Below are 12303 nucleotides of genomic sequence, written 5' to 3'. Positions count from 1 at the left end.
CCGGTGGGTGGGAGGGTTTCTGGCTGAGGATCTAGCATCAATTGAAAAGGCCGGCTTTCGCCGGCCTTTTGCTTATGCGCCTGCTTTGGCGTGCATGCGGTCCAGCCGGAGCTGTGCGGCGCGGCGGTGGCCTTCGAGGCCTTCGCTGGCCGATTGCCGGGCGGCGGGCGGGGCGACCTGCTTGACGCCTTCTTCGTCGAGCCACTGGTGGGTGGCGATCTTGACATAGGCGCCGACCCAGAGGCCGCCGGTATAGGCGCCTGCGCCCATGGTGGGGAGGGTGTGGTTGGTGCCCGAGCACTTGTCGGAATAGACGACGCTGGCGAGTTCGCCGATGAACAAGCTACCGTAATTCCTCAGCTTTTTGGCAAAGCCCTTGGCGTCGGCGGTGTGCACCTGCAGGTGTTCGGCGGCGATGAGATCGGAATAGGCGATCATCGCGGCTTCATCTTCGCAGACGGTGATTTCGCCGTAGTTGATCCAGGCTTCGCGGGCCGTGGTGGCCGTGGACAGTGTTTCGAGCTGCGCTTCGACTTGCTTGAGCGTCGCTTCGGCCAAGGCCTTATCGGTGGTGATGAGGCCGACGCGGGTCCGGATGTCGTGCTCGGCCTGGGCGAGGAGGTCGGTGGCAATCATCTCGGCATCGCCGGTCTGGTCGGCGACGACGAAAATCTCAGACGGGCCAGCGAGTTGGTCGATACCGACGGGCCCGAAAACCTGGCGCTTGGCTTCGTTGACGAAGGCATTGCCGGGCCCGACGATCTTGTTGACGGCCGGAACGGTCTCGGTGCCATAGGCCATGGCGGCGATGGCCTGGGCGCCGCCGATGCGGAAAATCCTATCTGCGCCAGAGAGATGGCAGCCGGCGATCATGGCCTTGTGGGCATTGGGCGGCAGGCAGGCGATGACTTCGTCGACGCCGGCAACCTTGGCCGGGACGATGGTCATGATGGGGGCGGAGAGCAGCGGATAGCGGCCGCCGGGAACGTAGCAGCCGACGCGCTGAATGGGGATGACGCGGTGGCCCATATGGACGCCGGGGAGGGTCTCGACCTCGAGCGGGAGGATGGTCGCGAGCTGCGCCTGGGCGAATTTGCGAACGTTTTCAATGGCAAACTCGGTGTCTTTCCGCGTTTGCGGATCGAGTTCGGCCAGAGCCGCTTCGCGCTCCGCGGCGGTGACTTCGAAGACCTCGATGTCGGACTTGTCGAACTTGGCCGAATATTCCCGGACCGCCTTGTCGCCATTGGCGCGGACATTGGCGATGATCTCGGCGACCAGGGTTTCGACCGGCGCATTGTCGCTGATCGACGAGCGCTCGGGTGCCTTCACATAGGTGACGCCGGGGAAGGGGGAAGTGGTCATTGCATCGGTCTCCGAAACGATAGCGCGAGACGGCAATGGGTTAGCAGACTGCTAACATCTGGCGTCTCCTTTGGGCTGAGAATGTTCTTGCATACGTATTCAAAGTTTGCCAGAGTTTTTTGGTGAGGAGCGTTTCGATCTTTCGTCGAAGCCAAACCGTGACCGGTTAGCGATGAACAGCCAAGCCAATCCCGATATGGAGCGAGACCGGTCCGGTGCGACCGCCGTGCCTTTGCTCCTGTTGCCGGGCACGGTATGCGACGAGCGGTTGTTTGCGCCTTTGCTGGCGGTGCTCGATCATTCTGACATTCGCGTATTGCCGATGACGGGCGCGAGGACGACGCCGGAACTGGCGGCAAGGCTGCTGGCGATGGCGCCGGAGCGTTTTGCGCTGCTCGGCTTTTCGCTTGGCGGTATCGTGGCGCTGGAAATGGCGGCACAGGCGCCGGAGCGGATCGAGCGGCTGGCGCTGGTCGATACGACAGGAGGGCCGGACCCCGAAGCCAATGCCGAGGCGCGTCGCGCTGCTGCCGAAAAGGCGCGGGGCGAGGGGATGGATGGCTATATTCTCGATAGCTGGGAAAAGCTCGTCTCGCCGGCCAATGCGAAGGACGAAAAGCTGCGCGAGGCCATCCTGTCCATGGCGCGGGATGCCGGGGCGGACGCTCTGGCTGAGCAGTCTGAAGTTGCCATTCATCGGGCCGATAGCCGGAAGCGATTGGGGGCGATCGCGGTGCCCACGCTGATCCTTGCCGGGGAAGACGAAGAAGTTTGTCGCCTCGAAGCCCACGAAGAACTTGCCGCCGGCATTGCTGGCGCGCGCTATTTCACCATCCCCCAAGCCGGCCATTTCAGCCCGCTTGAAAATCCGGCCGCAGTGGCGCGTCATGTGCGCGACTGGCTGAGCTGGCCCCAAAACCAATTCTCGAACGAGCCGTCACAGACCCAAGGAGCGGAAATGAGCGACGCAACGAGCAATCCCAAGACCAAGGGCGCTTCGCCTATCGCCGTGGAAAACGTGCTGCAGGTCGAGCGCCACGACTATCCCGATCTGGCCCCGACCAATCGGCCACGCAGCCAGTCGCTCGATGGCTTTGACGACATCTATACCGACATCGTCGATTACATCATCCGCTGCACCCACAAGATCTGGGACGAGCGCGACATCGGGCTGATCTACACCCATTACACGCATAACTGCGTGCTCTATGGCACCACCGGCACGATCTACAATCGCGAAGACGTGGTGCGCGACACCATCCAGCGCCTTGTGTCCTTTCCCGAGCGTCGCGGCATGGGCACGCAGGTGATCTGGAACGGCAATGACAAGGAAGGTTTTTACACCAGCCATCTCGTGACCGGTTCGGGCCGCCATACCCAGTATGGTCATCTCGGCCAGCCGACAGGGCGCCCGTTTGTCAGCCGCACGATTGCCGACTGCATGATCTTTGAAAACAAGATCTATCGCGAATGGGTTGTCGCCGACACGATGGCGATCATCCAGCAGCTCGGGCTCGATCCGCACCACTTTGCCATGAAGACGGCCAAGGCCAAGTTCGATGCGGGCCTGATTTCGCTCGATATCGGCGAAAACCGCCGCTTCCTCGGCCAGACCCCGCCGACCGAAAAGGCGGATACGTCGCTCGCGCATAACGATATCGAAGCGCAGACGATCGAAATGCTGCACGAGATCTTCACCAAGCGCATGTTCGGGCGTATCGCCCAGGACTATGCGCCGAACGCGCAGTACCACGGGCCGCTGATGAAGGAGCTCTATGGCCATGCGGCCATCGTCCACCAGCATCTGGGCCTGATCGGCTCGCTGCCGGACGCTTCGTTCGAAGTGCAACACGTTGCCTCTAATCCCTGCGAAGAAGGCGGCACCAAGGTCGCCGTGCGCTGGATCATGGAAGGCCACCACCTTGGCTATGGCATTCTCGGGACCCTCGGCGATCCGACGGGCAAGCGCGTGCAGGTGATGGGCATGAGCCACTATCACTGGAAGAACGGCAAGATCGTCGACGAATGGAACGTCTATGACGAACTGAGCCTGCTCGTGCAGGTCAAGCTCGGTCAGTTGGCCGCCGAAGCCGGCGCCGTCTAGCAGCTATCATAGCCAAAGACAGAAAGGGGCCGGCGGTATCGCTGGCCCCTTTTCTTTTCTAGCGCCGTGCATGTGTCAGGCGGCCTCGGCCAGCACGAGAGGGCGTGGGTTGGGCAGCAGGCGGGTGACAAGGAAGGCGATGAGGGCGACGACAGCAAAGGTCGCAAAGCCGGTGACAAAACCCTCTTCGACCGGCATTCCGTCGGGCTGACGATGCGCCGTGACGATGGCGGTCATGATGGTGGTCCCCATGGCGCCCCCGATGGTGCGGATATTGGCGTTCATGCCGGTGGCGACGCCGGTCTGGGTCGGTGGCACGCTCTGCACGATGATATTGGTCATGGTGGAATAGGCGAGGCCCAGACCGAGGCCGAAGACCGCGCTGGTCAGGGTGAGCTGCCAGATATCGTGATGAAGGAAGGCAAAGCCGGCGCAGGCGAGGGAAACGAGGGCGGCGCCCATGGAGAGTTGAGACTTGAAGCTGAAGCGCTTTTCAAGACGTCCGACCAGCGTGCCGGCCAGGGCCATGGTGACCAGCATGGGGAGGATAATCCAGCCCGCCTGCGTGACGCTGGCGCCAAATCCGTAGCCGCTCGAAGCCGGAACCTGGATCAGTTGCGGAACGAAGGCCCAGACGGAGAACATCGCGGCGCCGAAAAGCAGGGCGACAAGATTGGTGGTCCAGACGGCGGGGAGACGCATGACCTGCATGTCGATGAGCGGGTTGTCCGAGCGCGTTTCGACCACAACCCAGATGGCGGCGAGAATGGCCGCGCCGGCGAGGAGACCGATGACGGCGGGCGAGGTCCAGCCCCATTGGGTTGCCTGGCTGAGTGGCAGCAGCAGGGCGATGAGCCAGCCGCCGAGGAGCGTGGCGGCGAGCCAGTTGATGCGCCCGCCGGAACGGACGGGGCTCTCGGGGATGAACCGCCGGACAAGGATGGCGACGACGACAAGTGCGACGGTGGGGAGCCAGAAGAGCCAGCGCCAGCCGAGCATGGAGACGATCGGGCCGGCGAGAACGGCGCCGATACCGCCGCCAACCGCGATCACCGAAGACATTGTGCCGACGGCGGAGGCGAGCCGATTGGCCGGGAATTCGTCGCGGATGATGCCGAAGGATAGCGGGAAGGCGGACATGCCGATGCCCTGAACGGCACGGCCGAGGACCATGACCTCGATATTGGGGGCAAAGCCGGAGATGACATTGCCGACGATCATGGCGCCAAGGGCGATGAGCAATGTGCGGACCTTGCCGACGGTATCCCCCACGCGGCCGAGAATGGGCGTTGCCACGGCGCCGGCGAGGAGAAAGGCGATGAGCACCCAGGAAATGGCGTTCTGCGAGGTATCGAGTTCGCTTTGCAGCGTCGAGAGCACCGGGCTGAGCAGGGACTGCAGCATGGAGATCGAGGCAGCGCCTGCGGCGAGCAGGGCGAAAATCAGGCCGATCCGATTGGAGGGGCGGGTCATGGAATGACTCCTGTGTGGATCGACAGGCGTGCGATGCCATTGGACAGGGCGCGTCGTCGGGAGTAGAATGGAGGGAGCCTCCGAATAAGTGGAGGATGCCTCCGTTTAAGATGTGGCAGGGCGTTTGGCAAGCGCTTTCTGCGATTGGATGACGCCGATGACGACACTTTTGGAACTCGAACAGCGCCGCCCGGCCCGGGCCGATGCGCGGCGCAACTACGATTCATTGATTGCGGCCGCCCGGATTGCCTTTGCAGAACTGGGTTCCGGCGCGCCGCTCGAGGAAATTGCCCGCCGGGCCAATGTCGGCATTGCGACGCTTTATCGAAATTTTCCGACGCGCGAGATGCTGGTCGAATGCGTCTATCTCGAAGAGGTGGAGGCGGTATGCCAGGCGGCGACCGACGTGGCCGATCTCGAACCCTGGACGGCTCTGACGACCTGGCTCGGCCGCTTCGTCGACTATGTTGGGACCAAAAGGGCGCTGGTCGATGCGCTCAATCGCGAGTCCACGGCCTTGCAGGCCTGCCGCGTGGGTCTTGTCGAAGCGGGCGGGCCGCTTCTGGCGCGTGCACAGAACGCTGGGCTCGTGCGCAGCGATGTTGGTGTCAGCGAGGTGATGCAGATCGTCAGCGGCATTTCCGGGGTCAATTTTGCCAGCGTCGAGCTGCGCGACAAGGTGCTGGGCGTGGCGCTCGACGGACTGCGTGTCCGGCCCACCGGCCAGTGACGGGACGTTCTGCCTTTCATGTCGCCACCACCGGGCGGGGCTGCTAAACCGGCCGCCGGCATTGAGCCCTATGCGGGAGGCCTGTGGGCACGATGACACCGGCTATTTTGATTGTAGATGATGATCCTGCCATCCGGGGCGTGGTTCGGGTTGCGCTGGAAAAAGCTGGCCTGGGCGTTGTCGAAGCCAGGGATGGTCGCGGCGCCCTCGACGCAATAGGGCGGGGGCCCATCGATCTGGTCGTCCTCGATGTCGGCATGCCCGCCATGGATGGATTTGCCTGTTGCCGGGCCATTCGCGCCATCTCGGATGTGCCGGTGCTGTTCCTGACCGCACAGGATGACGAGATCGACCGTGTACTGGGGTTTGAGCTCGGTGCCGACGACTACGTCACCAAGCCCTTTTCGCCGCGCGAACTGGTGTTGCGGATCAAGGCGATACTCGGTCGTGGCAGGGCCACGCAGGACCGGGTGAAAAGCCACGGTGACCTCGTCATCGATCTCGACCGCCACGCCTCTACCCTTGGCAATCAGGTGCTCGAGCTGACGGCAACCGAATTTGCCGTTCTGACCATTCTGCTCACCCGCCCGGGGTCTGTGATCGATCGCAACATGATGATCAACGAGGCCTATGGCGGCAATTCCAGCCTTTCGGGCCGAACGCTCGACAGCCACATACGCAACATCAGGGCGAAAGCTTCGGCACTTGGCTATGTCGATGTCATCGAGACCGTGCGTGGCGTTGGGCTGAGGCTTGGCCGCTGCACGATCGGGCCGGGCGCTTCATGAATCAGGTGCCGCGCAAATGGCGGCCGCGTATGGCGCTGGTCGTGCTCGTGGTCTGCGCCAGTCTCCTGGCCGTGCCGGTTGTGGCGCTCCTTGCGCTGCAGATCGGCACCAACTGGTTCATGCGCGAAACCGAATCCGCCTTGATCAAGCAGGCCGCCATTTATGCCGGCGTCTATGCGCATGCCTTTGAGGAGGTCGGCTCGGACGCGCCCATACCGGGCTATTATCTGCCGCCCGACAAGCGGGTGTTCTGGAATGCGCAGACGCGGACGTTCACTTCGTTTCTCGATCTGCGCGTAAACAGCATCGAACCCACCCGGCCCGATGCCACGCCGAGCGACAAGACGCTCGATGCGCGGCACTGGCAGATTGCGGGCGAACTGGAAAAGCTCGAGGATCGTGCCAGCCGGACGACGCTGTCGGGGGTGGTGTTCCTCGATTTCCAGGGCCTCGATCTGCTCGCCGCAACGCCCATGAGCTTTGCCGGCGTGCCGGAAGTTGAAACTGCGTTGCGCGGGGGCGTCGGGGCGGCCCTGCGGTGGCGCAGCGATGCGGATGCGCGCTGGTCGCTGCTTTCGATCGCCCGCGGCGCCGGGTTTCGCGTGCTCATCGCCTATCCCGTCATCAGTGCCAATCGCGTCATCGGGGCGATCTATATGTCGCGCACGCCGCCGCAGCTTGAGAGCTATTTTTCGAGGGAAGGCGCTGCCTTTGTCACGCTGGTTGGTGTGACCTTTCTCGGCGCCTTGGTCATCGGCACCTTTCTCGTGCAAGTAGTGCTGCGGCCCCTGCTCGCCCTGCGCAACCAGGCACGCCTTGTCGCCAAGGGTGATGCGGCCGATCTCTTGCCGCTCAGGCATTATGGCATGGCCGAGATCGCCGAACTTGGGGATGCGGTCCTGACGATGGCGCGCACCCTGTCGCGGCGCTCGAAGGAAATCGGCATCTACACCAATCATGTCACCCACGAGCTGAAGTCGCCCGTGACCGCCATTGTCGGCGCTGCAGAACTGCTCGAAGAAGGGGATCTGTCGGCGCAGACGCAGCATGATCTGGCGACAACGATCCGTGAGCAGGGCGAGCGAATGGGCAGGCTGCTCGATCAGTTGCGCGAGATGACACGGGCGCACCAGCACAAGTCTGGCGAGCCCGGGCGGCTCGCGGACATGGTGCCATTGGAGGCGGAGGTGGCGTTCACCCTCACCGATGGAGACGCGATACTGCCCCTCTCATTGATCCATGGCCGAACCATCCTGTCCCACATGGCGCAGAATGCGTTTCATCATGGTGCCGATCGGCTGGTGCTCACATGGGATGGCCGGACGCTGGCGGTCTGCGACAATGGCCGGGGTTTTGGCGATGTCGATCTCGCGCGGATCGGGGAGCCCTTCTTCACGACGCGCCGCGATGAGGGTGGCACCGGACTGGGCCTTGCCATCGTTGTCGCCATTCTCGATCTCTATGGCGCAACCCTGCGCCCGGTTCCCGGCCAGGGGGGTGCGCGCTTCGAGATTGTTTTTCCGCCCGCCTGATTTCTGCACGCAATCTGCACCAAAGCTGCACGACACCGCAGGCGAACCGGGGGAACGGGCGAGATAGAGCCAGCAGCGCAGGCGTCATCCAGCCTGTCCAACGAATAGGAAACCTGATGAACCTCAAGCTCCTCTTCGGCCTTGCGATTGCGCTTGGCTCTTCGCTGACCGTGCCGGCTTTGGCCGAGGGCAATCCGGCCGACCGCTACCTCAAGGCCCATGAGGCTTATACCGGTGCCACTTGCCCCATCGCAGACAGTGGCATTGCCAATTTCGTCTATTTCAGCCGCGACCGTGACGCCCTGCAGGGCCATGCCCTTTTGACCAATGCACGCTTTGCTGGCGCTCAGGTCATGTATTCCTGGCGCAATCTCGAGCCTGAGGAAGGGCAGTACGACTTTTCCGAGATCAGGGCCGATGTCGACTACCTTGCCGAGCACGGCAAGACGCTCTTCATCCAGCTTCAGGATGCCACGTTCTCGCCCAAGTACAAGGCCGTACCCGGCTATCTGCTGACCGATGCCTATGATGGCGGTGTCACCGGCCAATATACCGATAGCGGCTCTCTGGAGGGCTGGGTTGCCAAGCGTTGGAACGCCAAGGTGGAGGCTCGTTTCGCCAGCCTGCTAAAGGCTCTCGGCGACGAATTCGATGGCCGCATCGAGGGCATCAACCTGCAGGAAACCGCGATCGGGGTGTCGGCCGAAACCGACGCATCTTTCTCGCCCGATGGCTATGTCGAGGGCATCAAGACCAATATGCGGGCGCTGAAGGCTGCCTTCCCGAAATCGACCACCATGGTCTATGCCAATTTCATGCCTGGCGAATGGCTGCCCTGGGAAGACAAGGGCTATCTGCGCGGCATCTATGAGTTTGGCAACGAGATCGGCGTCGGCCTAGGCGCCCCGGACCTGATGGTGACGCGCAAGGGTCAGCTCAACCACGCGCTGGCCATGATGCATGAAATGGATTTCGCGGTGCCGCTGGGCATTGCCGTTCAGGATGGCAATTACATCGGCGAGACGAACTCGGAAGAGGTGGTCAGCGAACGCACCAATCTCGTTCCCATGCTGCACGCCTTTGCAGAGGATTTCCTCAAGGTGAACTACATGTTCTGGGTCAACCAGGACCCGTATTTCACCGAGGACGTGCTGCCCTGTCTGGCGGACTGACAAGCGCGGCAGCGCCTGTGCTTCACTGGAAGGGTGTGCGGCACATCGACGGAGTGTCGAAGCTGGCCGCACATCCCCAGATGGCGATGAATGCCGGTCTAGTCCTGCTTCTTGGCCTGAGGCAGGGCGAGCGGATCGGAAGTGGTCGGCGACATGAGCTGGGCCAGGATGTCGTCGGCTGACTGGCTGGAGCCGCCAATGCCGGCTTCGCGCAACTGGCGATCGAGGTCGTTGCCGTTTTCGAGCGCGGCAAGCTCGGCGCCGGCAGCGATGCGACCGGCGGTTGCTTCCTGCTTTTTCTTGATGCGTTCGAGGCTGTCGACGGCGCTGCCGAGGCGGGTATTGATGCCCGATTGGCTATGCGCCAGAGCCGACTGCGCCTTGAGCAGCGATTCATTGGCTTTGACGTTCTCGACTTCGCGCTTCATCTGGGTGATGCGCGCTTCGGTGTCCTGAATGGTGCGCAGCATCTGCTGCTGGCGCGGCAAGAGCTGGTCGAGTTCGGCCTGGTCACGCTGCAATTCGCCGCGGATGGTGGCGATGCGTTGGGCAAGGCCCTGAGCGAGGTCGGTGCGGCCAGCGGCGATGGCCGCGCGGGCGCTGTCGGTGTCCTTGGCTTCCTTGGTGCGGTTTTCCTCGATGCGACGCGCCATGCTCTTGTTGGAGGCCATGATGCCGGCAAGGTCCGAACGCGCCTGACGCAGGGACTGTTCGGCGTCGCGGATTTCCTGGTCGAGGATGCGCATCGACTGCCCGTCGGCGACGGATTCAGCGGCTTCGTTGACCCCGCCCCGGATGGCGGTGAAGATTTTACCCCAGGCGCTCACGCTGCGAACTCCCCATTCTTCCATTCATTGATCATGTCAGCCGCATCGACCGCATTGGCGGCGAGCACGGCGACTTCTTCGACCACGGCCTCGGCGCTGGAGCGAGCCGAAAGCGAGCCGAACAGTTCATACCATTCTTCGCCATCGATCTGGGTGATGCCAAAGCTCGAAAGCGGCACCAGCTTGTGCGTCTTGAGGACCATGCGCTCGAAGGCTTCGCGATTGGGAACGTCCTTGCAGGGCGCGAGGATGACGCTGGCCAGAATATCGCGATCGCCGCTGACCGTGACGAAGACGTCGAGATCGCCCTTTTCCTTGAGCGTCACGAACAGGACATTTCCCTCGGGCGGAACATGCACGTCCACATCGCCAAGGGCTTCGGGATCAGACGCGAAAAGCTGCGTCAGGGTCGTGAGGTTCCAGGTATCCAATAGGTCCTCCATGGGATCTGTCGATATCGGCCGGCTTGTGCGGGCGCCTTTGCGCATATGGTACTATCACATTGTGACCGCAACCATATTTGCCTGTGGCGACTTGTCGCCAATATTTGGTGCGGTTCGCCTTCCTAGCATCCCGGCGCATCGCTACCATATAGGAGCGATGAATCCAGCTTTGTACGGGGTTCGTGGCCGCAGAGGGGAGCAGGGCATGATCGGTTGGTTTGGCCGCAAAGACGAGAAAAAGCCACTGCCGGTCGAGCGGGGGCCTCTGGCCGTCGGCATCGGCGGCGCGCTCGATCTTGATTTTCTGTCGCTCGAAGCCAATGCCCTTGGTGGTGATCCGGCCATGCCGCTGCCGATGAGCGGGCCGTTCATCGTCGCTGCCTACGGCGAAGTGCAGCTCGACGCTTCGAGCGTGCTCTCGCGCTATTATGATGACGAGCACCGCATGATCCAGACCATGTCCGGCGGCGGTAAGCCCGGCGATGCGGTGGAAGACGTCAGCTTCTATCATCCCTGGGACAGTGTCGTGCCCTCTGGTCCGCAGGCCTGGTCGCGCTGGACCGGCCCCAATGGGCTCATCGGGCAGGAACAATATGATGCCGATGGCATCCATTTTCATCGCTTCTGGGGCGAAGGCCCGGAGCGCACAGCCTTGGTCGAGTTCGTCGAAAAGGTCGACGATGGCGAGGCCCTACGCTCCATCCACCAGACCTGCATGCTCTACTATCGTCCGCTCGGCCAATCGCGCGAAATGCTGCTGATCAATGTCGAGCGCGATCTGGGGCAGGGGCAGAGCCAGACGGGCAGCTCGGTTGAATTCCTCATCGGCTATGGGCTCACGCCGGCCGATGTGCGCCGCGTCTGATACCTGGAGCGCTTCCAGCAAAAGTGGCAACGGTTTTGCGGTTCGGAAGCGCGACAAAACAAGATTGAACGGATTATCCAAGGAGTTTCGACATGCTTGACTATGTGGCGGGCCTGCCGGCCTTCCTCGGCTACTTCGCGATCGGCCTTGCTGCCTATGGCGCTTTTGCTCTCGTCTATACCGCCATCACGCCACACCGCGAGGTGGAGCTGATCCGGGCGGGCAATATGGCGGCAGTGACCGCCTTCCTCGGCGCCATTCTTGGCTTCAGCCTGCCGCTCGCTTCGGCCGCCGCCAATTCGGTCAGCATCGTCGACTACATCATCTGGGCCGTGATCGGCATCCTGGCGCAGATCTTGGCGTATTACATCGCCAATTTCACGCTCAAGAACCTGCACGAAAAGATCACCAATGGCGACCTGACGGCCGGCATCTGGGGTGGCGGCATCGCCCTGGCCGTCGGCATTCTCAACGCCGCCTGCATGACCTATTGAGGGAGGACGCAATGCGCAGACGTCTCAGCGGTCGCAAGCCGCCACTCCTGACCCTTGGCACCATCGCCATCTCTTCGCTAGCCCTGGCCGGCTGCGCCGGCGAGCCGCCGGGCGAAGTGCTTTTCACCTCGGTCGATCAGTGCATCACCGCCGGCATGGACGCCCAGGTGTGCCAGGCCGGCTATCAGGATGCCATGCAGGCTCACCTTCAGTCTTCGCCCAAGTTTGACGGCCTTGCCGCATGCGAAGCCGAGTACGGTGTCGGCCAATGCGCCGAACAGCAGCCGGTGGCAACAGGTGGTGGCGGCAGCTTCTTTACGCCCTTCCTTGCCGGCTACCTCCTGTCCTCGACGCTCAACAATATCGGCGACTACAACCGCTATCGCGACCAGCGGATAAACAACGGCTACGCCTATGGCTCGTCGCCGATCTATCGCAACCGCACCGGCCAGACCGTAACCCCCGGCACCCGGCCGGGCGGCGACATGGTTGCCCCGTCGCGCCAGAACA

General features: G+C 62.6%; 12 protein-coding genes. 8 read left to right on the top strand and 4 right to left on the bottom strand.

Features of this window, described 5'->3' with window-relative positions:
* Nucleotides 1-72 precede the first annotated feature (72 nt).
* Nucleotides 73-1365, bottom strand: a complete 1293-nt coding sequence (gene hisD / locus ABW043_RS13275; RefSeq protein ID WP_353921685.1) for a histidinol dehydrogenase — start codon at nucleotides 1363-1365, stop codon at nucleotides 73-75.
* A 172-nt stretch (nucleotides 1366-1537) separates the two neighbouring features.
* Here hisD and ABW043_RS13270 point away from each other — a divergent pair, with 172 nt between their 5' ends.
* Nucleotides 1538-3469: an alpha/beta fold hydrolase gene (locus tag ABW043_RS13270; protein ID WP_353921684.1), complete on the top strand. Its 1932-nt coding sequence runs from the start codon at nucleotides 1538-1540 to the stop codon at nucleotides 3467-3469.
* 75 nt (nucleotides 3470-3544) lie between these two features.
* Here the strand turns inward: ABW043_RS13270 and ABW043_RS13265 are convergent, their stop codons facing one another.
* A complete protein-coding gene (locus ABW043_RS13265) occupies nucleotides 3545-4942 on the bottom strand; it encodes an MFS transporter (RefSeq protein ID WP_353921683.1) in 1398 nt (465 codons plus the stop codon).
* Between the two features lie 157 nt (nucleotides 4943-5099).
* Between ABW043_RS13265 and ABW043_RS13260 the strand changes: the two genes are divergently transcribed.
* The 4 genes from ABW043_RS13260 to ABW043_RS13245 all read left to right on the top strand — a co-directional run bounded on the left by ABW043_RS13260 (nucleotide 5100) and on the right by ABW043_RS13245 (nucleotide 9164).
* Nucleotides 5100-5672: a TetR/AcrR family transcriptional regulator gene (locus tag ABW043_RS13260; RefSeq protein WP_353921682.1), complete on the top strand. Its 573-nt coding sequence runs from the start codon at nucleotides 5100-5102 to the stop codon at nucleotides 5670-5672.
* Between the two features lie 92 nt (nucleotides 5673-5764).
* Entirely contained in the window at nucleotides 5765-6460 is a 696-nt protein-coding gene (locus tag ABW043_RS13255) for a response regulator transcription factor (RefSeq protein ID WP_353921681.1), read from the top strand.
* On the top strand, nucleotides 6457-7992 hold the full coding sequence (locus ABW043_RS13250; protein ID WP_353921680.1) for an ATP-binding protein: 1536 nt from the start codon (nucleotides 6457-6459) through the stop codon (nucleotides 7990-7992). The genes ABW043_RS13255 and ABW043_RS13250 overlap by 4 nt, the downstream gene beginning before the upstream one ends.
* 116 nt (nucleotides 7993-8108) lie before the next feature.
* Nucleotides 8109-9164 (top strand): hypothetical protein, encoded by a 1056-nt coding sequence (locus ABW043_RS13245; RefSeq protein ID WP_353921679.1) that lies wholly within the window; start codon nucleotides 8109-8111, stop codon nucleotides 9162-9164.
* 98 nt (nucleotides 9165-9262) lie between these two features.
* On the opposite strand, the gene ABW043_RS13240 is transcribed toward ABW043_RS13245, so the two are convergent.
* Together ABW043_RS13240 and ABW043_RS13235 are read right to left on the bottom strand one after the other, a co-directional pair.
* Entirely contained in the window at nucleotides 9263-9991 is a 729-nt protein-coding gene (locus ABW043_RS13240; RefSeq protein ID WP_353921678.1) for a PspA/IM30 family protein, read from the bottom strand.
* Nucleotides 9988-10434, bottom strand: coding sequence for a DUF2170 family protein (locus tag ABW043_RS13235; protein ID WP_353921677.1), 447 nt, complete (start codon nucleotides 10432-10434; stop codon nucleotides 9988-9990). Before ABW043_RS13235 ends, ABW043_RS13240 begins: the two co-directional genes overlap by 4 nt.
* Before the next feature lie 205 nt (nucleotides 10435-10639).
* Here ABW043_RS13235 and ABW043_RS13230 point away from each other — a divergent pair, with 205 nt between their 5' ends.
* The 3 genes from ABW043_RS13230 to ABW043_RS13220 all read left to right on the top strand — a co-directional run.
* Nucleotides 10640-11299: a DUF2491 family protein gene (locus ABW043_RS13230; protein ID WP_353921676.1), complete on the top strand. Its 660-nt coding sequence runs from the start codon at nucleotides 10640-10642 to the stop codon at nucleotides 11297-11299.
* A gap of 92 nt (nucleotides 11300-11391) precedes the next feature.
* Nucleotides 11392-11793 carry a DUF350 domain-containing protein gene (locus tag ABW043_RS13225; RefSeq protein ID WP_353921675.1) on the top strand — a complete coding sequence of 134 codons (402 nt, stop codon included), beginning with the start codon at nucleotides 11392-11394 and terminating at the stop codon, nucleotides 11791-11793.
* Nucleotides 11794-11804: 11 nt separating this feature from the next.
* Nucleotides 11805-12303: DUF1190 domain-containing protein (locus tag ABW043_RS13220; RefSeq protein ID WP_353921674.1), on the top strand; the 499-nt coding region annotated here is incomplete at its 3' end.

Source organism: Devosia sp., assembly GCF_040509215.1.
Classification (GTDB): Bacteria; Pseudomonadota; Alphaproteobacteria; order Rhizobiales; family Devosiaceae; genus Devosia.
Note: the sequence above shows the minus strand (reverse complement) of the source record. Positions and strands in the feature narration are given on the sequence as shown.